The organism is Methylobacterium sp. CM6257 (assembly GCF_054611515.1).
Window position 1 is genome coordinate 2,746,096 of sequence record NZ_CM137735.1, and the last position, 21,891, is coordinate 2,767,986.

The following is a 21,891-nucleotide window of genomic DNA, read 5'->3' on the forward strand; positions in this document are numbered from 1 at the left end:
CGGGTGTCAGTGGATCTTCCCATCCGCAGCCTCATCCCGAGGTGCTCGCGCCGTCGCGTGCGCCTCGAAGGGAGCCCTCCAGCCCGCACGCGATCCCTGAAGGCCCTCCTTCGAGGCCCGCCGGCGCGAGCACCTCAGGATGTGGGGGACGGATGCATGCCCGTGGCCGCCCGTGCCCCGACAGCCGGCGCGAACCCGGTCGCCTCAGTCGACGGCGACCATCACGTCGGAGGCCTTGATCACCGCATAGGCGGGGCCGCCCGCGACGAGCTTGAGCGAATCGACCGCCTCGTTGGTGATCGAGGCAGTGACCACCTGGCCGGGGCTGATCTCGATCCGGACGTGAGACGTGGTCGCGCCCTTGTCGACCGAGACGACCGTACCCTTGATGACGTTGCGCGCGCTGATCTTCATGATGGGCTGCGAAGCTCCGCTGACCGCACAGGGCGGCCTCGCATGTCTCCTACAGGATGGCGATGTCCCGCGCGACCACCTCAGTGCGGATCCGCGTCGGGATCGTCGGACGTCTCCGCATCCTCCTCCGGGATCGACGGGGCGCCCCAGGCGGCGAGCGCGGCGTTGAGATCGTCCAGGACGAAGTGCCGGGCGCTGTCGCGGTCGTACCCCTCGGCCAGCAGCGCGTCGTAATCGGTGAAGACGTGGCGGGCATAGGCGATGAGCGCGAGACGTGCGGCGGTGCCGGGCGCGGCCCGGCGCAGGCCCGGGCTCGCCAGCGCCCGGTCGAGAGCGGCTTCGGCCTCGAAGGCAGGCAGGCGCGGGGCGAGATGGGCGAGCGCCTCGGCCACGGCCTCGCGGCGGTTCCGGGGTGGGAATACGTCGCTCATTGGCTGCAAGCCCGCGCGCACCGCATGATTTCACGACCGTGATCGGCTAGGATCGCGGGCGAATAGAGCGGGGCAGGCGAACGGTTCCCCGCCGGGGAGATCAGGTCCATGGCAGTTCTTCGTCACGCGGTGATCCTGGGTCTTCTGCTCGGGGCGCCGCCAGTCCTGGCCCAGAGCCCGGCTCCCGACACAACCCCCGGCACGGGCTCGAACGCGTCCCCGGCTCCGGCCTCCCCCGTGATCGGCGGCCGCCGCGTCACCGCCACGGGACAGACCAAGCCCCCCGGCAACCCCTCGGCGCTCCCGCAGCGATCCGTGAACGAGGCCGAGATGGCCAAGGCCCAGAAGGCCGCGGAAGCGCGCTCCAAGGCGTGGGATGCCAAGATGCGTCACACGATGGGCTCGATCTGCCACGGCTGCTGAGCCCGAAAACGCGAAGGGGCCGCCCGCGTGGGCAGCCCCTCCATCGATACCGTCTCCGGGACAGCCTCAGCGGGAGTAGAACTCGATGACGAGGTTCGGCTCCATCTGCACCGGGTAGGGCACCTCGGACAGGCTGGGGATGCGGGTGACGCGGGCGGTCATCTTGGCGTGGTCGGCCTCGATGTAGTCCGGCACGTCGCGCTCGGAGAGCTGGGTCGCCACGACCACGATCTCGAGCTGGCGGGAGGATTCCTTGACCTCGATGAGGTCGCCGGCCTTCACCTGGTAGCTCGGGATGTTGACGCGCACGCCGTTCACCTTGACGTGCCCGTGGTTGACGAACTGGCGTGCGGCGAACGGGGTGGCGACGAACTTCGCCCGGTAGACCACGGCGTCGAGGCGGCGCTCGAGCAGGCCGATCAGGTTCTCGCCGGAATCGCCGCGCAGGCGGATCGCCTCGGCGTAGTAGCGGCGAAACTGCTTCTCGGTGATGTTGCCGTAGTAGCCCTTGAGCTTCTGCTTGGCGCGCAGCTGCGTGCCGAAGTCGCTCATCTTGCCCTTGCGGCGCTGGCCGTGCTGGCCCGGGCCGTACTCGCGGCGGTTGACGGGGCTCTTCGGGCGGCCCCAGATGTTCTGGCCCATGCGGCGGTCGAGCTTGTGCTTGGCCTGAATCCGCTTCGACATGTTTCGCGTCCTCGCGTGACGGGATTGAGGAACGCGCCCTCCTTTTCCCAGACGTCAGGTCCGGGACGACAGGGCGGGAGGATCCCGCCCACGGGTGCGCATGAAAACGCGACGGGGCCCCGTGCGGAGCCCCATCGACGGCCGCGTCTTTAGGGGACCGTGGCGCCGCGGTCAACCACCGGGCGGTTCATGAAGGAGAACAGGGCGGCCGCGGTCCGGGGACGGAGCCGCGAAACGTCGGCAGGCCCGAATGGCCAGCGATTGCCCGCCCGGCTCTGGCTGAACCGCCCGGTCAGCCGCTCCCTCCGTCGTCGCGAGCGCAGCGATGCGACCCAGAGCAACGCGACATCGAGGGACGTGGCGCCGCTGGGTTGCTTCGCTCCGCCCGCACAGACGGCGCCCTGCCCGAGCCGCTTCAGCGAGAACGACGTGAAGCGCAGCGGGTATCTGCGCCCCCGTCAGGTCACCACGCTGGGCTCGGCCCGGCCGGTGCGGGGCTCGATCTCGGCGACCGCGCGGGCCGCCGCCGCCACCGGGGCGAGGACCTCGGCCACCGGCAGATCGAGCCGGTCCGGCGCGTTCTCGTAGCGCTCCAGATAGACCCGCAGCGTCGCCCCGGCGGTGCCGGTGCCGGAGAGGCGGAAGACCGCCCGCGCATCCTCGGCGAAGCCGATGCGGATGCCCTGGCGCTCGGTGAGCGAGCCGTCGACGGGATCGCGGTAGGCGAACTCGTCGGCCGTCGCGACGGTGAGGTCGCCGATCCGCGTGCCCGGGAGCCCGGCAAGCTTCTCGCGCAACGCGTCCATCAGGCCATTGGCGGCGTCGGCCTCGACCTCCTCGTAATCGTGGCGGGCGTAGTAGTCGCGCCCGTAGGTCCGCCAATGCGCCCGGACCAGCGCGTCGGCGCGCTCGCCCGTGGCGGCGAGGATGTTGAGCCAGAGCAGCACCGCCCAGAGCCCGTCCTTCTCGCGCACGTGGTTCGAGCCCGTGCCGGCGCTCTCCTCGCCGCAGAGCGTGATGAGGCCTGCGTCCAGAAGATTCCCGAAGAACTTCCAGCCGGTGGGCGTCTCGTAGGCCTTGATGCCGAGCGCGGCCGCGACCCGGTCGGCGGCGCGGCTCGTGGGCATCGATCGGGCGACCCCCGCGAGACCGCCCGCATAGCCCGGAGCCCGGTGGGCGTGGGCGGCGAGCAGGGCGAGGCTGTCGCTCGGCGTCACGAACAGGCCCGGGGCCACGATCATGTTGCGGTCGCCGTCGCCGTCCGAGGCGGCACCGAAATCCGGCGCGTCCGGACCCTGCATCAGGTCGAACAGGTCGTGGCAATGGACCGGGTTCGGATCGGGGTGATGGCCGCCGAAATCCTCCTTCGGGACCGCGTTGACCACGGTGCCGGCCGGCGCGCCGAGCATGCCCTCCAAGATCGCCGTCGCATAGGGGCCGGTCACCGCGCTCATCGCGTCGAAGCGCATGCGGAAGCCGGAGGCGAACAGGCGCGACACCGCGTCGAAGTCGATGAGCGTGCGCATCAGCTCGGCGTAGTCGGCCACCGGGTCGATGACCGCGACCGTCATGGCGCCGAGGCGGGTCTCGCCGAGCGTGTCGAGGTCGAGATCCGGGGCTTCGACGAGGCGGTACTCCGTCAGCGCCTTCGCGCGCGCGAAGATCGCGTCGGTGACCGACTCGGGCGCCGGGCCGCCATTGGCGGCGTTGAACTTGATACCGAAATCGCCGTCCGGCCCGCCCGGGTTGTGGCTCGCCGACAGGACGATGCCGCCGATCGCCTTGGATTTGCGGATCACGCAGGAGGCGGCGGGCGTCGAGAGCAGGCCGCCGCGCCCGACCAGAACCCGGCCGAACCCGTTGCCGGCAGCGAGCCGGAGCGTTGTCTGCACCACCTCGCGGTTGAGGAAGCGCCCGTCGCCGCCGAGCACCAGGGTCGCGGCCGCCTTGTCGGGGAGCGTGTCGAAGATCGCCTGGACGAAGTTCTCGACGTAGTTCGGCTGCCGGAACACCGGCACCTTCTTGCGCAGGCCGGAGGTCCCCGGCTTCTGGTCGGGGAAGGGCGTGGTGGCGACGGTCTTCGGAGTCGTCATGGGCGGGCGTCTCCCTGGATCTCCCGCCTCAATGCCTGCCCGGAGGCGCGGCGTCACCAGCCCCGGCAACAGGGGCTGACGTTTTTCACGCGCTTTCGCCGGATTGGGCGACGGAACCCGCTCCCTGTGAGCGGACCTGTGAGGCGAACCGTTGCGCCGGTCGGCAACGAGCGGTTGAATTGCCTCAGCCTCCGCATAAGGCGGACGGGAGGACACCATGTCGGACAGACCATCGCGGACACGATCGGACTCGAACAGCCCGCGGCCGGGCAGGGGGCTTCCGCGGCGTCACCTCATCGGTGCGCTCGCGGCCGGTGCGGCTGTGGCGGCTCTGCCGGCGGAAGCGGCGGCCCCCTCGGGCCGGCTGGAGACGGAGGAGTTCCGCCTGCCCTGGAGCGAGCCGGGGGTCGAGATCTACGTGCGCAACAAGCGCCCCGCCGGAACCGACCGGTTCCCGGGCGACCAGATCCTGCTCTACGTGCACGGGTCCACCTACCCGTCCTCCACGGCCTTCGACCTGCCGCTCGGCGGGATGTCGGCCATGGACTACCTCGCGGGCCTGGGGTTCGACGTCTACTGCGTGGATCTGCCGGGCTACGGCCTGTCCGGGCGCCCAGCCGCGATGGACGCGCCGCCGGTCGATAACCCGCCACTCATGCGCACCCCGGATGCCGCGAAGGTGGTGGGGCAGGTGGTGGACTTCATCACCAAGCGGCGCGGGGTCGAAAAGATCAACCTGATGGGCTGGTCCTGGGGGACCTCGACCATGGGGCTCTACACCAGCACCCACAACGACAAGGTCAACCGGCTTGTCCTCTACGCGCCGCAATGGCTGGCGCGGACGCCGGGCCTGATCGGCGGCGGCGGGAAGGTGGGCGCTTATCGAACCGTCAGTCGGGACAGCGCCCGGACGCGCTGGCTGACCGGCGTGCCCGAAGACAAGAAGGCCGACCTGATCCCGGCGGGCTGGTTCGATCAGTGGGCCGACGCGACCTTCGCCACCGATCCGGTCGGCGCGAAGCAGTCGCCGCCCGTCCTGCGCGCCCCGAACGGCACGGTCGCCGACAAGGACGCCTACTGGGCGGCGGGCAAGCCGCTCTATGACCCGGGCGAGATCCGCGTGCCCGTGCTGATCATCCACGCCGAGTGGGACGCGGACCTGCCGAGCTACCAGGCGCAGGAGTATTTCACCAAGCTCACGCACGCGCCCTACAAGCGCTTCGTCGAGCTGGGGGAGGGCACCCACACGGTGATGATGGAGAAGAACCGCATGCAGTTCCTCCACGAGGTCGGGGCCTTCCTGACGGAGGCGGACCCGCAGGCGCTGAACTGAGGGGCTGGCCCCAAGACGCGGCGGCCGCAGGCCCTGCGCCCGGGGTCGCCACCCATCCCCCCTCATCCTGAGGTGCCCGCGTCAGCGGGCCTCGAAGGAGCCCTTCAGAATGCACTTTGATCCCTGGAATCCGCCTCCGAGGCCTCCGCTGCGCTCCGGCTCCTCAGGATGAGGTCGAGGGTGGGGCGGGCCGACGCGTCAGGGCAGGGCCTCGGCCCGCATCGCTCACCGCGGCGCGGGCCAGGGCAGCGAATCCCGCCGCGGAAGAGGCCGCCCTACTCCGCCGCCTGCCGCGCCGCGTAGCCCAGCCGCTCGTTCAGCGCCCGGATCAGCTTGGCGGCCGCCTCGGCGATCACCGTGCCGGGCGGGAAGATCGCCGAGGCGCCGGCCGCGGTGAGGGCGTCGTAATCGCCCGGCGGGATGACGCCGCCGATGGCGATCATCACGTCGTCCCGGCCCTGCTCCACCAGAGCCGCCTTCAGCTCCGGCACCAGGGTCAGGTGGCCGGCGGCCAGCGACGAGACGCCGACGATGTGCACGTCGTTCTCCACCGCCTGCCGGGCGGCCTCCGCCGGCGTGGCGAAGAGCGGCCCGATATCCACGTCGAAGCCGAGGTCGGCGAAGGCCGAGGCGATCACCTTCTGGCCACGGTCGTGCCCGTCCTGGCCCATCTTGGCGACCAGGATGCGCGGCCGACGTCCGTCATTCTCCTCAAACGCCTCGACCAGCGCCCGGACTTCCTCGACCACAGGCGACATGCCCCCCACCTCGCGCTTGTAGACGCCGGAGATCGAGCGGATCTCGGCGCGGTGCCGGCCCCAGGCCTTCTCCAGAGCCTCGGAAATCTCGCCCACCGTCGCCTTGGCGCGGGCGGCGTCGACGGCGAGCTCGAGCAGGTTCTCGGTGCCCTCGGCAGCCCGGGTCAGAGCCTCCAGCCGGGCCGTTACCGCAGCCTCGTCGCGCTCGGCGCGTAGGCGCTTGAGCTTGTCGATCTGGAGCCGGCGGACGTTGCCGTTATCGACCCGCAGCAGCTCGATGGCCATGTCGTCGTCGGCCTTGAACTTGTTCACGCCCACGATCGTCTGGCGGCCGGAATCGATCCGGGCCTGGGCGCGGGCGGCGGCCTCCTCGATCCGCAGCTTCGGGATACCGGCCTCGATCGCCTTGGCCATGCCGCCGAGGCTGTCCACCTCGCGGATGTGCTCCCAGGCCCGCGCGACCATGTCGGCGGTGAGCTTCTCCACGTAGTAGGAGCCGCCCCAGGGATCGACGATCCGGGTGGTGCCGCTCTCCTGCTGCAGGAACAGCTGGGTGTTGCGGGCGATCCGGGCCGAGAAGTCGGTGGGCAGGGCCAGCGCCTCGTCCAGCGCGTTGGTGTGGAGCGACTGCGTGCCCCCTTGCGTCGCCGCCATGGCCTCGATGTTGGTGCGGGTGACGTTGTTGAACACGTCCTGGGCGGTGAGCGACCAGCCGCTCGTCTGCGAGTGGGTGCGCAGCGCCAGGGACTTTTCCGATTTCGGCTCGAACCCCTTCACGAGCTTCGCCCAGATCAGGCGCGCGGCCCGCATCTTGGCGATCTCCATGAAGAAGTTGGTCGAGATCGCCCAGAAGAACGACAGGCGCGGGGCGAATTGGTCGATGGTCAGCCCGGCCGCGAGGCCCGCCTTGATGTACTCGACGCCGTCGGCAAGAGTATAGGCGAGTTCCAGGTCGTTCGTCGCCCCGGCCTCCTGCATGTGGTAGCCGGAGATCGAGATCGAGTTGAACTTCGGCATGTTCTTCGACGTGTAGGCGAAGATGTCCGAGATGATCCGCATCGATCCCTTGGGGGGATAGATGTAGGTGTTGCGGACCATGAATTCCTTGAGGATGTCGTTCTGGATCGTGCCCGCGAGCTTGCTCGGCGGCACGCCCTGCTCCTCGGCGGCGACGATGTAGAGGGCGAGGATCGGCAGCACCGCGCCGTTCATCGTCATCGACACGGTCATCTCGTCGAGGGGAATCCCCGAGAAGAGCGTGCGCATGTCGTAGATCGAGTCGATCGCCACGCCCGCCATGCCGACATCGCCCGAGACGCGGGGGTGGTCGGAATCGTAGCCGCGGTGGGTGGCGAGATCGAAGGCCACCGACAGGCCCTTCTGCCCGGCCGCGAGGTTGCGCCGGTAGAAGGCGTTCGAATCCTCCGCCGTGGAGAAGCCGGCATATTGCCGGATCGTCCAGGGCTGGGTGACGTACATGGTCGGGTAGGGACCGCGCAGGAACGGTGCGATGCCCGGATAGGTGTTGAGGAACTCGATGCCCGCCCGGTCCTTCGGACCGTAGTGCCCCTTCACCGGAATGCCCTCCGGCGTCATCCAGGGTTCGCCGAGTGCCGGCGCCGCAACCGCGAGCGGTTCGCCGGCGAGCGGAATTTCGGCGAAGTTCGGGATGCGGGAGGTCATGGCGTTGACTCGTTGTGGCGTTTGTCACGCCATTATAGAGACCCGCTTGGAGCGGGCTACTCCCCCTGTGGTCCAGCCTCTCCGAGGCGCAGGACGCAGCCGCGGACGCAGTGTGCCCCTTTCCCGGACTCCTGGACCGCAGTGGAAGGTGATCCGGGATCCGGCACGAGAGTCGCCGCGAAGCGGCACAGATCGATTCAGGGACGCTTCGCGTCGTTCCGCGCTGGAGCCCGGGTCGGGCTCCGTCGGCGCTCCATGCGCCCGGGAAAGGCGCAGCGTGAAACGACTGCGCTCAGCGCTCGCTGAAAACCCGGTCGTTCCCGCGGCCACCCCGCAGGAGGTAGACCACCGTGCCCGCCAGCATGAGCGCCATCCCGTACCACGTGATCGCGTAGACGAGGTGGTTGTTGGGGAAGGCGACCACCGTAAGGCCGCCCACCGGCAGGCCGCCGGGGTTGGGCGTTGCATCCGCATCCACGAAGTAGGGGGCGACCTCGGTCAGGCCTCGCGCCGCCGCGATCGCCGCCACGTCGCGGGAATACCACCGGTCGTCCTTCGGATCGTTGGAGCGGAGGAAGGCACCCTTGGGCTCGGTCAGCCGCAGCAGGCCGGTCACCGTGATCTCGCCGGAGACTTGCCCGGCCTCCCGGCTCGACGGATCCCGGCGGTCGCCGGGCACGAAGCCGCGATTGACCAGCACGAGACTGCCGTCGGGGCGGCGGAGCGGCGTCAGCACCCAGAAGCCGCCGCCGCGCTCGGTGACGGCCTGAACCAGGGTCTCGCGATCGTGCAGGAAGGTGCCCGAGAGCCGCACGTGCCGGTAGGCGTCCTCGGGGCCGATGCGCGACCACTCGGCGGAACCGGGCGCCGGCACGGCCGGCGCGTGGACCCGGGCTTCGACCCGGGCGATGAGGTCGAGCTTCCAGGCCCGCCGCTCCACCTGCCACGTGCCGAGACCGAGGAGCACGACGAAGACGATCGCCGCGGCGACGCCGAAGATGATGCGCCGCAGCAGCGAGGGGCGGGCGGGGGAGGGGCCGGCACCGGGACCGGCGCCCCCCGCCGGTCCCAAAGGCTCCCGATCCGGAGGCCGGGTCAGCGGGCGTTGTTCATGACGTCGTGGGCATCCATCGGCATCATGTTGTGGTTGAGGTGGTACATGACCCACACCGAGCCTGCGAGCATGATCACCACCAGCGTGATGGTGAAGATCAGCGCCATGAAGGTCCAGCCGCCCTCCGACTTCGTGTTCATGTGCAGGAAGTAGACGACGTGCACCACCATCTGGACGCCGCCGAGCGCCAGGATGACCAGGGAGGTGACGAGGCTGTTGTCGAGCACGTTGCCCATCACCAGCCAGAACGGGATGACCGTCAGGATCACCGACAGGGCGAAGCCCGTCATGTAGCTCTGGAAGGTGCCGTGCCCGCCATGGCTGCTGCCATGTGAGTCGTGGCCGTGCCCCGCGGGCGCGGCAATGTGGTGCACGTCGGCGCTCATTCGAGCACTCCCATCAGGTAGACGACCGTGAACACGCCGATCCAGATCAGGTCGAGGAAGTGCCAGAACATCGACAGGCACATCAGCCGGCGCTTGTTCTCGACGATGAGCCCGCGCTTGCGCACCTGAACCATCAGCACGATCAGCCACAGGATGCCCATGGAGACGTGGAGGCCGTGGGTCGAGACCAGGGTGTAAAACGAGGACAGGAAGGCGCTGCGCCAGGGCGGCGCGCCCTCGTGGAACAGGTGGACGAATTCCCGGATCTCCAGGAACACGAAGGCCGCACCGAACAAGCCGGTCACCGCGAGCCAGATCTGGGTCTGCTTGATCCGGTCCCGGTCCATCTCCAGCATGGCGAAGCCGTAGGTGATGGACGAGAATAGCAGCATGGCGGTGTTCACCGCGATGCCCGGCAGGTCGAACAGCTCCTTCGGAGTGGGCCCGGCCGCGTAGCTGCGCCCGAGTACCCCGTAGGTCGCGAACAGCGTCGCGAAGATGAGGCAATCGCTCATCAGGTAGAGCCAGAACCCGAGCATGGTCGAGCCCTCGGAGTGATGGCCCTCCTCGTCGAGTTGGTAGAAGACCGGCGCCGCGGCGCCGGGGGGTGCGGTCTCTGCGTGCATCATCGGATCACGCCATCTCCAGTTCGCGCGTCCGCTGACCTTCCGTCCGACTGACGGCGTCGGCGGGGATATAGAAGTCGCGGTCGTAGTTGAAGGTATGAGCGATCGCGACGACGAAGATCGCCACGAAACTCAGCGCCGCCAGCCACCAGACGTACCAGATCATGGCGAGGCCGAAGACGAAGTTCAGGGCCGCCAAGATCGCGCCGGTCGCGGTGTTCTTGGGCATGTGGATCGGCTTGTAGCCCTTGAGCGGGCGGTCGAAGCCGCGGTTCTTCATGTCCCACCACGCGTCGGAATCGTGGACCACCGGCGTGAAGGCGAAGTTGTAGGCCGGCGGCGGCGAGGAGGTGGACCACTCGAGGGTCCGGCCGCCCCACGGATCGCCGGTCAGGTCGCGCAGCTTGTCGCGGTTCCGGATCGAGACCACGAACATGATGATCTGCGAGGCGATGCCGCAGGCGATGAGCGCCGCGCCGATGGCCGCGATCACGAACCAGACCTGCAGCGACGGGTCGTCGAAGTGCTGCATGCGCCGGGTCACACCCATCAGGCCGAGCACGTAGAGCGGCATGAAGGCGACGTAGAACCCGGTCACCCAGAACCCGAGGGCCACCTTGCCCCAGAACTCGTCGAGCTTGAAGCCGAAGGCCTTGGGGAACCAGAAGGTCACGCCGGCGAACATCCCGAACAGCACGCCGCCGATGATCACGTTGTGGAAGTGCGCGATCAGGAACAGCGAGTTGTGCAGCACGAAGTCGGCCGGGGGCACCGCGAGGAGGACGCCGGTCATGCCGCCGATCACGAAGGTGACGATGAACGCCACCACCCAGAGCATCGGCACCTCGAACCGGATCCGGCCGCGGTACATCGTGAACATCCAGTTGAAGATCTTCGCACCCGTCGGGATCGAGATGATCATGGTCGTGATCCCGAAGAACGAGTTCACGTCCGCGCCCGAGCCCATCGTGAAGAAGTGGTGCAGCCACACGAGGTAGGACAGGATGGTGATGACCACCAGCGCGTAGACCATCGAGGTGTAGCCGAACAGGCGCTTGCCGCAGAAGGTCGAGGTGATCTCCGAGAATACGCCGAAGGCCGGCAGAACCAGGATGTAGACCTCGGGGTGGCCCCAGATCCAGATCAGGTTGAAGTACAGCATGGCGTTGCCGCCGAGATCGTTCGTGAAGAAATGCGTGCCAACGTAGCGGTCGAGCGACAGCAGCGCGAGAACGGCCGTGAGGATCGGGAAGGCGGCCACGATCAGGATGTTGGTGCAGAGCGACGACCAGACGAAGACCGGCAGCTTCATCATGGTCATGCCGGGCGCCCGCATCTTCACGATGGTGGCGATCAGGTTGATGCCCGACAGCAGCGTGCCGATACCGGCGATCTGCAGCGCCCAGATATAGTAGTCGACGCCGACGCCGGGGCTCATGGAGGCCTCCGAGAGCGGCGGGTAGGCGAGCCAGGTGGCCCGGGAGAACTCGCCGACGAACAGCGAGACCATCACTATCATGCCGCCGGCGACCGTCATCCAGAAGCTGAAATTGTTCAGGAACGGGAAGGCAACGTCGCGGGCGCCGATTTGCAGCGGCACGGCGAAGTTCATGAGACCCGTGACGAACGGCATCGCCACGAAGAAGATCATGATCACGCCGTGGGCGGTGAAGATCTGGTCGTAGTGGTGCGGCGGCAGAAAGCCCTGCTCCGAACCGAAGGCGACCGCCTGCTGTGAGCGCATCAGGATCGCGTCGGCGAAGCCGCGCAGCAGCATCACCCCCGCAAAGATGCAATACATGATGCCGATCTTCTTGTGGTCGATCGACGTGATCCAGTCACGCCACATCGGCCCCCAGAAGCGGTAGTAGGTGATGACGCCGAGCACGGCGAGGCCGACCACCGCCACCCCGGCGAACGTCGCCTGCAGGATCGGCTCGTGGTAGGGGATCTGCTCGATCGTAAATCGCCCGAGGATCAGCTGCTGTAAGTCCAAGTTTGCCAACATGGGATCGGCCCGTTCAGTGGGTTCGACGGCGACCGCCGGTCTTGTGTGTGGGTTCCGCTCTCATCACGAGCGGCTTCATTGGTTCAGTTGCTTGGGCGCGATCTGGCCGCCCTCGCTCTGGCCCTCACCGGAGCCCTTGCCCTGGCTGTCGGGCGATTTCTGCTCCCGGACTTCGGGGTTGCCCATATCGGGCCGCGGCTGCATGCCCTGAGGCTGCACCTGCCCGTGCGGGCCCGTCTCCGAGGCCGGCGATGTGGCGCCGGGCCCCTCGACGCCGCGCTCGGACAGGCGGTTGTCGTATTGCAGCCGCTTGTAGTTCGCCGCCGCTTCCTCACCCGAGGCCCCGCCCTGGGCATCGATCTTGGCCATCTCGCCGACGCACATCTGGTCGGGCCGGGGGCACATGCCGATGATCCGGTCGTAGAGGCCCTTCATGTAGGACTTGTAGAAGCGGGCCGGTTCGGCCTCGCTCGGTTCCTCGAGCTTCAGGTAGGCCTCCTGGCTGAGGTCGCCGCCTTCCGCCTTGGCCTTCGCGACCCACTGGTCGAAGCCCTCGTTGGTCAGGCCGTGGAACTTGAAGAACATGTTCGAGAAGCCGGCACCGCTGTAATGCGCCGAGCGGCCCTCATAGGCACCCTCCCGGTTGATCACCGCGTGGAGCTGGGTCTGCATGCCGGGCATCGCGTAGACCATGCCGGCGAGCGTGGGCACGTAGAACGTGTTCATCACGTCGGTGGCGGTGATCTTGAAGCGGATCGGGCGGTCCACCGGGGCGGCCAGCTCGTTGACTGTGGCGATCCCGTATTGCGGGTAGAGGAACAGCCACTTCCAATCCATGGCCACCGCCTCGACCTCCAGCGGCTGGGTGCCGGCCGGGACGTCGCGCTTCGGGTCGAGCTTGCTCAGCGGCCGGAACGGATCCAGCGTGTGGGAGCCGATCCACGTCAGGGCCCCCAGCGCGATGATGATCATCAGCGGCGCCGTCCAGATCAGCACCTCGAGCTGGGTCGAGTGGTGCCATTCGGGATCGTAGACCGCGTCCTCGTTGGTGGCGCGGTAGCGCCACGCGAAGATCAACGTGAAGGTGATCACCGGGACGATGATCAGGAGCATCAGCCCTGTGGCGGCCAGCACGAGGTTGCGCTGCTGTTCGGCCACGTAGCCGGCCGGGTGCAGGACCACGAGGTTACAGCCGCCCAGCAGGGTCAGGAGCGGCAGGGCGAGGAGCGGCAGGAAGCGCCGCCCGCGGCCGCCCCGGCCCTGCGCGGTATCGGTCCTGTCCGGTCGAGGGGTTGAAGAGGTCACAGGTCGCGTCTCGTTATCCCATGCCGCTGCCGCGGCGTCTCTGCCGTTGCCGCGTGGAGGCGGCGTTCCTGTCAGCCACTGGAAGGCCGCGCGGCCCGGGCCGCGCGACGGACCGGCTACATCTGACGCAGTTCCGAGCGGTCGGTGAACAGGGCCACGAGGCTGCAGACCGCGCCGGACAGGAGATAGACCCCGATCATGGCCAGGCCGTAGCGCTGCGACAGGAACAGCGCCACGAGCGGTGCGAACCCGGCCCCGAGCAGCCACGCGAAGTCGGAGGTCAGCGCGGCGCCGGTATAGCGGTAGCGGTTGCCGAGCCGGGCCGTCACGGCGCCTGCAGTCTGGCCGTAGGCGAGCCCGAGCAGCATGAAGCCGATCGTGACGTAGATTGTCTGGCCGATGGCGCTCTCGCCGAACAGGAGCGGCGCGATGATGCTGCCGAGGGCGAAGAAGCCGATCAGCGAGGCGCTCATGATCAGGCATTTGCGGCGACCGATCTGGTCGGCGATCAGCCCGGAGGCTGCCACCGCGCCGGCGCAGACGATGGCGCCGGAGAACTGCACGATCAGGAACTCGCCGGGCGAGCGTGTGGTGCTGTTGAGCGCGAGCCACGCGATCGGGAAGATCGTCACGAGGTGGAACAGCGCGAAGGCGGCGAGCGGCACGAAGGCGCCGCGCATCACGTCACCCGCATGGTGGCGGAACAGCTCCAGCGCCGGCACCGGGCGCAGCCGGTCAAGATCCATCATCCGGGCGAACTCGTCGGTGGCGACGAGGCGCAGCCGGGCGAACAGGGCGACCACGTTGATGGTGAAAGCGCAGTAGAACGGGAAGCGCCAGCCCCAGTCGATGAAGTCGGCCTCGTCGAGGTTCACCAGGAAGAACGAGAACAGGGCGCTCGCCACCATGAAGCCGAGTGGCGCGCCGAGCTGCGGGATCATCGCGTACCAGCCGCGCCGCTCCCGCGGGGCGTTCATGGCGAGCAGCGAGGCGAGGCCGTCCCAGGCGCCGCCGAGCGCCAGACCCTGCAGCACCCGCAGACCCGCCAGAATGTAGACGGCGGAGATGCCGATGCTGTCGTAGCGCGGCAGGAAGCTCACCGCCGCTGTCGACCCGCCGAGCAGGAACAGGGCGGTGGTCAGCTTGACGCTGCGGCCGTGGCGCCGGTCGATCGCCATGAACAGCACGGTGCCGACCGGGCGGGCGATGAAGGCGAGGGCGAAGATCGAGAAGGCGTAGAGAGTTCCCTTCAGCGGATCGACGAAGGGGAAGAACACCTTCGGGAAGACCAGCACGCAGGCGATGCCGAAGACGAAGAAGTCGAAGTATTCGGACGCCCGTCCGATCACCACGCCGATGGCGATCTCGTTCGGGTGGACCTTATGGTCCCCCATCGCCCGCTGCGCGTCGCGCTCCAGGATCGTGGCCGAGGCCATGGGTGTGTTCGAACTCATCTTTGGCTGCCGCCCTCGCCGTGCGCGCGCTGGCGCATCCTGGCCGGAACCGCCTCATGCGGCATGTCCACAGGTATCGCAACCGGCTCTGGACGCAAGTTCACCCACTGACGCATGCATAGCACCGCGTGGTCGCAGTCCAACCGGCGGCGCGCGCAGAGCCCGCGCGGCTCAGACCCGGTAATGCGCGGAATTCCGTGACAGGTTGATGTTGTAGTAGGGATCGGCGCGCAGCTCGGGGCCCCAGCGCTCCAGCATGGTCAGCACCTCGCCTTCGAAGCGCTTCTGCTTCTCCGGCGTGTCCTCGGCGCCCCGACTCTTCGACTCGTGGTGGATCAGCTTGGCGAAGGGCGTCCAGATGATGCGGTAGCCGGCCCGGCGGACCTTCAGGCAGAGATCGACGTCGTTGAAGGCGACCTTCAGGTCGACCGCGTCGAACCCGCCGACCTGCGCGAAGACGTCGGCCCGCATGGCGAGGCAGGCGCCCGTGACCGCCGAGACCTCATGGGCGATCACCATGCGGCAGAAGTAACCCGGATCCGCGTCCGGCGCACCCAGATGGCTGTGGCCGGCAACACCCCCGATCCCCAGCACGATGCCGCCGTGCTGGATCGTCCGGTCCGGATAGAGCAGCTTCGCCCCGACGGCGCCGATCTCCGGCCGGACGGCGTGGCGCACCATCTCGGTGAGCCAGCCCGGCTCCAGCACCTCGATGTCGTTGTTGAGGAACAGGAGCACCGAGCCGGTGGCTGCCGCCGCGCCCCGGTTCGACAGGTCCGAGAAGTTGAAGGCGCCGGTCACCTTCACAACGCGCACCCGCGGATCGTCCCGGTAGCGGGCGAACAGGGCGGCGGTCTCGGGCTCCCGGCTGTCGTTGTCGACGATGACCGCCTCGATGTCGGGGTAGTCGGTGGCGTTGAGCAGCCCGTCGAGGGTCACCGACAGGATCTCGGCGCGGTCCCGGGTCGGGATGACGGCTGAGACCCGGGGCGGCGGCTCCGGCAGGGGGCGGATCAGGCGATTGAAGCCCCCGGGTCCGCGCTCGACCCGGCCGCCCCAGTGCGCCACCACCTCCTCCAGGGCGCGCAGGCGCGCGGCCTCCGCCCGGGCGAGCGCCCGGTCCGAGAAGGTGCCGGAGCCCTGCGCGGCGCGCCAGTGGTAGAGCACGCGCGGGATGTGGCGGATGCGGGCGGGATCGAGACCGTCGGTCAGCCGCAGTAGCAGGTCGTGGTCCTGGCTGCCCTCGAAGCCCGGACGCAGACCACCGATCGCCCGCAAGGCCTCGGTCCGGACCACCGTGAGATGGTTGACGTAGTTCTGCGCGTAGAGCAGTTCGCGGTCGAAGCCGGCCTTGAAATGCGGATCGAAGCGGCGACCGCGCCCGTCGATCTTGTCCTCGTCGCTGTAGATCAGCACCAAGTCCGGATCGCGGCGCAGCGCCCGGGCGACCTCGTAGAGGGCATCCTCGGTGAGGGCGTCGTCGTGGTCCATGAACGCGCAGGCGACGCCGCGGGCCAGCCCGAGCGCGTCGTTGGTGGCCCGAGCGATGTGGCCGTTCTCCCCCCGGGTGAGCACGCGGATGCGCGGATCAGCCCCGGCGGCGCGGCTCAGGATCCGCGGGATCGCGGGCCGCGTGGAGGCGTCGTCGACGGCACACAATTCCCAGTGCGGATAGAGCTGCGCGCGCAGCGAGGCGAGGGCGGCCCGCAACACCTTCGGGTCGGGGTCGTGCACCGGCATCAGCACCGAGATCAGGGGCGGGTCAGCCCAGCCGGCGATCTCGGCGGCGATGCCGTCCCGCTCCGACCGGCGCAGGGCGTGGGCGCCGATCCAGGCCTCGTAGCCGGTCACGCGGCGGTGGTGCAGCGCCCGTCCGAGGAAGCCCCGGGCTCGCACCTTCTTGCCGAGGATCCGCCAGTAGAGCGCCTGGCCGGTGAGGGCGGGCTCGCGCAGGAGGCCGCGCAGGGCGAGGATCGGCCGGGCGAGGCGCCGGACCGCGATCCGGCGCAGCCGGGCCGGGACCCGTCCGGACGGATCGGCCACGCGGAGTTCGGTGACGTCCTCGGGCAGGCGGCCGACCCACGCGAAGGCGCCGGCGCCCCGCGCCTCCTGAGGCAGCAGCGTCCCCGGGCGCCCGTCGGGGCCGACGAAGCTGATGTCCGGGACGGTGTCCCGGCCGTCGGCCGGATCGTTGGACAGGATGATCTCGACCCAGCGGCCCGCGAGCCCGGGCAGCGCGACGCGCAGCCCGTCGGAGGCCACCCGAGCCGGCAGGGTGCGCCGTTTGCCCCCGACACCGGTGACGCGTGCCGGCGGGAGGCGGAGTTCGGGCGCCCCCGGCCCGGTCGCATGCACGGTCAGCTCCAGCTCTTGTCCACCGAGGCCTTCACGGCATCAGACATGGCGACATCGAACACGATCATCTCCTCGACCGCCTTGACGGACTTCAGGCGCTCGGCCAGCGCCTGCGTCTCCGCCGGCACGGGAGGCAGGGCCGGGATCGGCGTGCTGATCCCGAGACGGTCGAACAGCGTCGACGCGAAAGCATGGAACCGGGCCTTGTGGCCGACGATGCCGACCCGGGCGAGGATCTCGATCGCGGCGATCGAATTGCCGGGGTGCAGGCGGTCTTCCGGCATGCGGGTTCCAAGCTGGCGGGTGAGCGGGTTGTAGAGCAGCCGGTAGGCCGGCTCCGGCAGCATCCGGAAGAAGCGCTTGAGGCTCTTCGCATCGGTGAAGTCGTAATCCTCCGCAAAGGCCGCGGCTTCGGCCAGGGGACCAAGGCGCCAGTTGCGCGCGGGATCGGCGGCGTCGCCGGCCCGCGCCTTCAACCAGCGCATTCGGGTCGCCATCTCGACATGTGGGTCCTGCAGCAGGATCGCGGTTATCATCAGGTCCGGCGTCATGAAGTTCTCATAACGCGGGATGGTCACGGCCCCCGACAGGAGAGCGGAGGGGGCGGCAGGGCCGGTCAGCACGCAGGTGAGGATCTCGTCCGGCAGCTTGTGGATGCCGAAGTAGCAATGCTGGAAATATGGAAAAAGCGCCGTCTGGAGAGTGGTTTCCGGCTCGATGCCGGTGTTGATCAGCATGGTGCGCAGCCGCACCAGCCCCTCGGGCGGCACGCGGCGATAGACCAGCACGTTGGTGTCGGCGTCGTAGAGTTCGAGGCGCGGCAACTCGGGCAGCCCCGGCACCTCGGCCTGAGTGACCACGAAGGTGCATTGCCCGGTGGCGTGCCAGCCGTTGCGCTTGAAGGCCTCGTCCGTGACGCTGGCCGGCACCTCGGCCACGCGCCGTCCGTCGACGGAGACGGCCACCCGGCTGATGGCGAGAGGATTGTCCGGCACGATCCAGCCGCGGATCGAATCGCCCTGATCGTGGTCGATGAAGTAGCGCATGTCCCGAAGTATGAGGCGGGGTGCCGGCCCCGTCTGGCGCGGCGCGGCCGGATGCCGGCGGCAGGCCCATACCGCATTTTTCCGCCGGCGTGCACCACCGCGGTCTGGCGGGCCCGGACGGCCGATCGAACCTGCGACGCGCATGTTCCGCTTGCGCCCTCGGCGAGCAGCCGCTATAGGCCCGGCCCACCGGAGCCCGCACGGCTCCGGCCCGGGCGCGTAGCTCAGCGGGAGAGCACTACCTTGACATGGTAGGGGTCACAGGTTCGATCCCTGTCGCGCCCACCACTGAGCCTTTGGACAGCTTGGTGGATTTTTTCGAAGACCCCGATTTGCGTAGTGGACGCAGGTTCGATGAACCTCGGGGGCCGGGCGATCTGCCCAGACACCCCGAAATTCGGTCGCTACCAAAAGCATCCACTGCCTTGCCGTCAGTCCAGATCGTGGGCTCTGGCAGCGCCGCGTAGGTGGTTCGGCGAGAACCGGGCGCAGATCCGCCGGGAAGGCAGCGGCCACCGCACGCCGCCGGCAGCCTTGGACCAAACCCATCATAGACCACGCCCGTCGGGCCGGCCTGGGATCAGTCGCGCACGCATCGCGCGAACAGGCGGCGTCGGCAGCCCGCTGTATTAATATTTCAACACCCGCTCGAACGAGCTTTAATGCTTTGTTAACCATTTTAAACAGCTTAGTCGGATCAGGTTACCACCGGCAGGGAGACGAGGTTCCGTGAGCGAGCTGCAGCGGCTTCTGAGCGACCCTCGGTTTCGGCCCGCTGACAAGGCGAAGCGCGAACCGAACGCTGCGCCCGAATCCAATCTCGGCAGTGTCCTGCGGGTTGTTTCGTCGATGAACGACCAGGCCGAGCTCCCCACCCCGCAATCGGCGCCGCAGGATTGGGACGCGCTGATCCACCGGGTGCAGGCTGCAGCCCGCCAAGCGCGCGAGGTCGAGGCGCAGGCCCGCGAGCGTGAGGAGCGCATCGAACACGTGCTGGAGCGGGTCCGGGAGGACATCAACAGCTCGAACGAGCGGGCTCGCGTCGCGGAGATACAGGCCCGGGAAGCCCAGGTGCGCGCCGAGGCGCAGATCATCGCCGCCGAGGAGCGTGCGAAGGCGGCCGAGGCGCGCGCCCGCGCCGCCGAGGAACGCGCCCGGCAGGCCGAGGAGTGGCTCGGGCGGGTCCAGGAGGCGATCCTGTCCGAGTTCTCGGATCTGACGGATCAGGCCGCGGCATGAGCGGTGCCAGAGCGACGGCCGCATCGCCGGAAAGCTTCGCGCCGGTCGGCCCCATCGAGCCGCGCAATGGCAAGCCGGCCCCGATCGACCGCGTCGTGGCCCTGTTCTCGGGTGGCAGTCCGCCTCCGGCCACGCACGCGGAGGGCGACGATTGGTCGGCCTCCCTGGACGCCGTGCGCGGCGTCGCCGTCCGGCTTCGGACGATGCAGAAGAGCGCCCGCGACTCGGTCCGGGACGCGCAGCGCTCGGTGCGCGAGGCTGAGGCCTCGGCGCGCGCGGCCGAGGATCGGGCCCGCCACGCCGAGGCCATGCTGCGCGGGGCGGTGGCACGGGCCGAACGCGCCGAGGAGCAGGCCCGCGCCGCGGCCGACCGAGCCGACCGGGCGGAGATCCAGACCGCTGAGGCGCGGGCTTGGCTGCGGCGCATGCATGAATGCATGGTGAGCGAGTTCGGCGCGCTGACCCAGGAGGCGGTTCAGCCCTGAACGGGTCCGGGCGCGGACCTGCCGGTCGGGGTGTCAGCCGGACGGCGTGACGCCTTCTGCGCCGTCGTTGGCGCTGCCAGAACGTCGACCGCGTGCTGCGCCCAGGCGTAAGGCTCGATCTGGCCGCGATACACCGCGATCTCGAGTTGCAGGATCCGGACGCATGCCTCGGACAGATCCGGCAGCAGGTCGTATCCCCCGTCGTCGACGACGGATTTGATCACCGCGAGCGGCCGATCCTCGTCGTAGGTCACGAGCACTTCCTGCTCGGCATACGGATCGAGGGGGTTGATGCAGAAGTGGGCCGGCATGCGGCAGCCTCCCTCCGGACGAGTCCGCGACGGCTGCCATAGGTCCGCGGTGCAACAATCCGATGAAGGGTGCTGACGCCGCGACCCCTTCGCGGTGGACAGACCGGCTCGGCCCAGGCGCGCGAACGAACGGACTGGGCACCGTGCCGGGCCGCAGACCGGGCACTACGGGCTTTCCGGGGCCTACGCCTCGGCATCCGCAATACGACCAACCTACTTAATCTCGCGAAAACAACTTTCCGGACAAACATCCGGCACCTCGTCGTATCCAACCCGACTGCCCGGCAGGGACGCCGTGACGCTCAGCCTCGTCCTCAGCACCGTCCTTCCGATCCTTACGGGGATCGTGGCTCTCCTGTGGGCCGGTTTCGTCGCCCCGGAGATGGAGGAGTTCCCGGACGCGCCCGGTGCCCGCGACCTGCGCACTTGGTGAGCGCCGGATCCGGACCGGAAGGCCCGCCTTCGCGCCGCGTACCCGCCCTGGAGCGATGCCGGGCGGGCGCGGGACGCGGTTAAGCCCCTCTTCACCGTGCGCCGAAGGTGCGAGAACTCTCCGCCGCCGTCGCCATTGCTCAGGCATGACCCTGCTCAAGATCGTGCATCCGGTTCAGCCGCCGCCCAGCAGCCCCGCGCGGGAACCGCTCACCGGCCGCCACGGCGCCCTGCTCGAGCGGCTCGCGCGCGAACTGAACGTTCCGGCGGAGACGTTCCTGGACGAGCCGCCGGACGGCGATGCCGGCGAACTCTGTGCCCTGGTGCGCCACTGGCTGGCGATCGGCGACAGTCAGGGGCGCCGACGTGTCCTGAGCCTGGCCCGTCAGGAGGCCGAGCGGTCCGGCTACAGCGAGTGCGCCTGAGGCGCTAAAGAGAGCGCGTCCGGGGCGGATTTCGAAGCGCGCCGGCGGCAGGCTATGACGCGGCGGGAGCCCTCGCGGCGAGGGCGGTTCTCGGAGACCTCACATGGATCTCGGCTTGAGCGGGCGCCGGGCGCTCGTCTGCGCGGCGAGCAAGGGACTGGGCAAGGGCTGCGCCCTGGCGCTCGCCCGCGAAGGCGTCGCGGTCACGATCACGGCCCGCAACGCGGAGACGCTGGAGCAGACCGCCGCGGAAATCCGCCGCCAGACGGGGGCCACGGTCACGGCCGTCGCGGGCGACATCGCCACCGAGGCGGGCCGGGCCGCCGCCCTGGCGGCCTGCCCCGAGCCCGACATCCTGGTCAACAATGCCGGCGGGCCGCCCCCCGGCGATTTTCGGGACTGGGACCGCGAGGCCTGGATCCGGGCGCTCGACGCCAACATGCTGGCGCCGATCGCGCTCATCAAGGCGACCGTCGACGGGATGATCGCCCGCAAGTTCGGCCGGATCGTCAACATCACTTCCGGGGCCGTGAAGGCGCCGATCGAGCATCTCGGGCTGTCCAACGGTGCGCGGTCCGGGCTGACGGGCTTCGTGGCCGGCCTCGCGCGGCAGACGGTGCGGCACAATGTGACGATCAACAACCTGCTGCCGGGCCCGTTCGACACCGACCGGATCCGCAGCAACGCCGCCGCGGGCGCCGCTAAGGCCGGCACCACCGTGGAGGCGTTCCTCGAGGCGCGGGCCCGCGACAACCCCGCCGGCCGCTTCGGCCAGCCCGACGAGTTCGGCGCCGCCTGCGCGTTCCTGTGCAGCCGGCACGCCGGGTTCATCACCGGCCAGAATCTGCTGATGGATGGCGGCGCCTATCCCGGTACGTTCTGAGCG

The 21,891-nt window shown here is 69.1% G+C and carries 21 protein-coding genes and 1 tRNA gene; 8 read left to right on the forward strand and 14 right to left on the reverse strand.

What is annotated here, in order from left to right; all coding sequences use genetic code 11:
- Positions 1 to 204: 204 nt before the first annotated feature.
- Both ACYCO6_RS13505 and ACYCO6_RS13510 read right to left on the reverse strand, forming a co-directional pair.
- The gene (locus ACYCO6_RS13505; protein WP_459772267.1) at positions 205 to 414 is read right to left on the reverse strand and encodes a TOBE domain-containing protein; all 210 of its coding nucleotides are present in this window, start codon (positions 412 to 414) and stop codon (positions 205 to 207) included.
- An 80-nt stretch (positions 415 to 494) separates the two neighbouring features.
- On the reverse strand, positions 495 to 845 hold the full coding sequence (locus ACYCO6_RS13510) for a DUF2293 domain-containing protein (protein ID WP_459772268.1): 351 nt from the start codon (positions 843 to 845) through the stop codon (positions 495 to 497).
- Positions 846 to 953: 108 nt separating this feature from the next.
- On the opposite strand from ACYCO6_RS13510, the gene ACYCO6_RS13515 reads away from it, so the two are divergent.
- Positions 954 to 1,268 (forward strand): hypothetical protein, encoded by a 315-nt coding sequence (locus tag ACYCO6_RS13515; protein ID WP_459772269.1) that lies wholly within the window; start codon positions 954 to 956, stop codon positions 1,266 to 1,268.
- Positions 1,269 to 1,334: 66 nt separating this feature from the next.
- On the opposite strand, the gene rpsD is transcribed toward ACYCO6_RS13515, so the two are convergent.
- A complete protein-coding gene (rpsD, locus tag ACYCO6_RS13520) occupies positions 1,335 to 1,952 on the reverse strand; it encodes a 30S ribosomal protein S4 (RefSeq protein WP_160532252.1) in 618 nt (205 codons plus the stop codon).
- Positions 1,953 to 2,410: 458 nt separating this feature from the next.
- Positions 2,411 to 4,045: an alpha-D-glucose phosphate-specific phosphoglucomutase gene (locus ACYCO6_RS13525; protein WP_459772270.1), complete on the reverse strand. Its 1,635-nt coding sequence runs from the start codon at positions 4,043 to 4,045 to the stop codon at positions 2,411 to 2,413.
- 217 nt (positions 4,046 to 4,262) lie between these two features.
- Here ACYCO6_RS13525 and ACYCO6_RS13530 point away from each other — a divergent pair, with 217 nt between their 5' ends.
- The gene (locus ACYCO6_RS13530; RefSeq protein WP_459772271.1) at positions 4,263 to 5,378 is read left to right on the forward strand and encodes an alpha/beta hydrolase; all 1,116 of its coding nucleotides are present in this window, start codon (positions 4,263 to 4,265) and stop codon (positions 5,376 to 5,378) included.
- Between the two features lie 275 nt (positions 5,379 to 5,653).
- Here ACYCO6_RS13530 and scpA read toward each other — a convergent pair whose 3' ends face one another.
- From scpA to ACYCO6_RS13575, 9 genes are all read right to left on the reverse strand, one after another.
- A complete protein-coding gene (gene scpA, locus ACYCO6_RS13535; RefSeq protein WP_459772272.1) occupies positions 5,654 to 7,819 on the reverse strand; it encodes a methylmalonyl-CoA mutase in 2,166 nt (721 codons plus the stop codon).
- 292 nt (positions 7,820 to 8,111) lie between these two features.
- Positions 8,112 to 8,834, reverse strand: a complete 723-nt coding sequence (locus tag ACYCO6_RS13540) for an SURF1 family protein (RefSeq protein ID WP_459773559.1) — start codon at positions 8,832 to 8,834, stop codon at positions 8,112 to 8,114.
- An 80-nt stretch (positions 8,835 to 8,914) separates the two neighbouring features.
- Entirely contained in the window at positions 8,915 to 9,319 is a 405-nt protein-coding gene (cyoD, locus tag ACYCO6_RS13545; protein WP_459772273.1) for a cytochrome o ubiquinol oxidase subunit IV, read from the reverse strand.
- Positions 9,316 to 9,948, reverse strand: coding sequence for a cytochrome o ubiquinol oxidase subunit III (gene cyoC / locus ACYCO6_RS13550; protein WP_459772274.1), 633 nt, complete (start codon positions 9,946 to 9,948; stop codon positions 9,316 to 9,318). The genes cyoD and cyoC overlap by 4 nt, the downstream gene beginning before the upstream one ends.
- Positions 9,949 to 9,952: 4 nt before the next feature.
- The gene (gene cyoB, locus ACYCO6_RS13555; RefSeq protein WP_459772275.1) at positions 9,953 to 11,953 is read right to left on the reverse strand and encodes a cytochrome o ubiquinol oxidase subunit I; all 2,001 of its coding nucleotides are present in this window, start codon (positions 11,951 to 11,953) and stop codon (positions 9,953 to 9,955) included.
- A gap of 75 nt (positions 11,954 to 12,028) precedes the next feature.
- Positions 12,029 to 13,258 carry a ubiquinol oxidase subunit II gene (cyoA, locus tag ACYCO6_RS13560; RefSeq protein WP_459772276.1) on the reverse strand — a complete coding sequence of 410 codons (1,230 nt, stop codon included), beginning with the start codon at positions 13,256 to 13,258 and terminating at the stop codon, positions 12,029 to 12,031.
- Between the two features lie 116 nt (positions 13,259 to 13,374).
- Positions 13,375 to 14,712 (reverse strand): MFS transporter, encoded by a 1,338-nt coding sequence (locus tag ACYCO6_RS13565; RefSeq protein WP_459772277.1) that lies wholly within the window; start codon positions 14,710 to 14,712, stop codon positions 13,375 to 13,377.
- 171 nt (positions 14,713 to 14,883) lie between these two features.
- Positions 14,884 to 17,067 carry a glycosyltransferase family 2 protein gene (locus ACYCO6_RS13570; RefSeq protein ID WP_459772278.1) on the reverse strand — a complete coding sequence of 728 codons (2,184 nt, stop codon included), beginning with the start codon at positions 17,065 to 17,067 and terminating at the stop codon, positions 14,884 to 14,886.
- Between the two features lie 2 nt (positions 17,068 to 17,069).
- Positions 17,070 to 18,113, reverse strand: coding sequence for a hypothetical protein (locus tag ACYCO6_RS13575; RefSeq protein ID WP_459772279.1), 1,044 nt, complete (start codon positions 18,111 to 18,113; stop codon positions 17,070 to 17,072).
- A gap of 213 nt (positions 18,114 to 18,326) precedes the next feature.
- Between ACYCO6_RS13575 and ACYCO6_RS13580 the strand changes: the two genes are divergently transcribed.
- The 3 genes from ACYCO6_RS13580 to ACYCO6_RS13590 all read left to right on the forward strand — a co-directional run bounded on the left by ACYCO6_RS13580 (position 18,327) and on the right by ACYCO6_RS13590 (position 19,837).
- A tRNA-Val gene (locus ACYCO6_RS13580) sits at positions 18,327 to 18,401 on the forward strand.
- 441 nt (positions 18,402 to 18,842) lie between these two features.
- Positions 18,843 to 19,352 (forward strand): hypothetical protein, encoded by a 510-nt coding sequence (locus tag ACYCO6_RS13585; RefSeq protein ID WP_459772280.1) that lies wholly within the window; start codon positions 18,843 to 18,845, stop codon positions 19,350 to 19,352.
- Positions 19,349 to 19,837 (forward strand): hypothetical protein, encoded by a 489-nt coding sequence (locus tag ACYCO6_RS13590; protein WP_459772281.1) that lies wholly within the window; start codon positions 19,349 to 19,351, stop codon positions 19,835 to 19,837. Before ACYCO6_RS13585 ends, ACYCO6_RS13590 begins: the two co-directional genes overlap by 4 nt.
- Here the strand turns inward: ACYCO6_RS13590 and ACYCO6_RS13595 are convergent.
- Positions 19,828 to 20,148 (reverse strand): hypothetical protein, encoded by a 321-nt coding sequence (locus tag ACYCO6_RS13595; RefSeq protein WP_459772282.1) that lies wholly within the window; start codon positions 20,146 to 20,148, stop codon positions 19,828 to 19,830. The genes ACYCO6_RS13590 and ACYCO6_RS13595 overlap by 10 nt on opposite strands.
- A gap of 295 nt (positions 20,149 to 20,443) precedes the next feature.
- Here ACYCO6_RS13595 and ACYCO6_RS13600 point away from each other — a divergent pair, with 295 nt between their 5' ends.
- The 3 genes from ACYCO6_RS13600 (at position 20,444) to ACYCO6_RS13610 (ending at position 21,888) form a co-directional block, all read left to right on the forward strand.
- Positions 20,444 to 20,581, forward strand: coding sequence for a hypothetical protein (locus ACYCO6_RS13600; RefSeq protein WP_459772283.1), 138 nt, complete (start codon positions 20,444 to 20,446; stop codon positions 20,579 to 20,581).
- 145 nt (positions 20,582 to 20,726) lie between these two features.
- Positions 20,727 to 21,005 (forward strand): hypothetical protein, encoded by a 279-nt coding sequence (locus ACYCO6_RS13605; protein ID WP_459772284.1) that lies wholly within the window; start codon positions 20,727 to 20,729, stop codon positions 21,003 to 21,005.
- A gap of 103 nt (positions 21,006 to 21,108) precedes the next feature.
- Entirely contained in the window at positions 21,109 to 21,888 is a 780-nt protein-coding gene (locus tag ACYCO6_RS13610) for an SDR family oxidoreductase (protein ID WP_459772285.1), read from the forward strand.
- The last annotated feature ends 3 nt before the right edge of the window (positions 21,889 to 21,891 follow it).

Bases quoted from the DNA above. Each gene is read 5' to 3' on its own strand.
- ACYCO6_RS13505 (WP_459772267.1), bottom strand. From the start codon at position 414: ATGAAGATCAGCGCGCGCAACGTCATCAAGGGTACGGTCGTCTCGGTC.
- ACYCO6_RS13510 (WP_459772268.1), bottom strand. From the start codon at position 845: ATGAGCGACGTATTCCCACCCCGGAACCGCCGCGAGGCCGTGGCCGAG.
- ACYCO6_RS13515 (WP_459772269.1), top strand. From the start codon at position 954: ATGGCAGTTCTTCGTCACGCGGTGATCCTGGGTCTTCTGCTCGGGGCG.
- rpsD (WP_160532252.1), bottom strand. From the start codon at position 1,952: ATGTCGAAGCGGATTCAGGCCAAGCACAAGCTCGACCGCCGCATGGGC.
- ACYCO6_RS13525 (WP_459772270.1), bottom strand. From the start codon at position 4,045: ATGACGACTCCGAAGACCGTCGCCACCACGCCCTTCCCCGACCAGAAG.
- ACYCO6_RS13530 (WP_459772271.1), top strand. From the start codon at position 4,263: ATGTCGGACAGACCATCGCGGACACGATCGGACTCGAACAGCCCGCGG.
- scpA (WP_459772272.1), bottom strand. From the start codon at position 7,819: ATGACCTCCCGCATCCCGAACTTCGCCGAAATTCCGCTCGCCGGCGAA.
- cyoD (WP_459772273.1), bottom strand. From the start codon at position 9,319: ATGAGCGCCGACGTGCACCACATTGCCGCGCCCGCGGGGCACGGCCAC.
- cyoC (WP_459772274.1), bottom strand. From the start codon at position 9,948: ATGATGCACGCAGAGACCGCACCCCCCGGCGCCGCGGCGCCGGTCTTC.
- cyoB (WP_459772275.1), bottom strand. From the start codon at position 11,953: ATGTTGGCAAACTTGGACTTACAGCAGCTGATCCTCGGGCGATTTACG.
- ACYCO6_RS13565 (WP_459772277.1), bottom strand. From the start codon at position 14,712: ATGAGTTCGAACACACCCATGGCCTCGGCCACGATCCTGGAGCGCGAC.
- ACYCO6_RS13575 (WP_459772279.1), bottom strand. From the start codon at position 18,113: ATGCGCTACTTCATCGACCACGATCAGGGCGATTCGATCCGCGGCTGG.
- ACYCO6_RS13590 (WP_459772281.1), top strand. From the start codon at position 19,349: ATGAGCGGTGCCAGAGCGACGGCCGCATCGCCGGAAAGCTTCGCGCCG.
- ACYCO6_RS13595 (WP_459772282.1), bottom strand. From the start codon at position 20,148: ATGCCGGCCCACTTCTGCATCAACCCCCTCGATCCGTATGCCGAGCAG.
- ACYCO6_RS13605 (WP_459772284.1), top strand. From the start codon at position 20,727: ATGACCCTGCTCAAGATCGTGCATCCGGTTCAGCCGCCGCCCAGCAGC.
- ACYCO6_RS13610 (WP_459772285.1), top strand. From the start codon at position 21,109: ATGGATCTCGGCTTGAGCGGGCGCCGGGCGCTCGTCTGCGCGGCGAGC.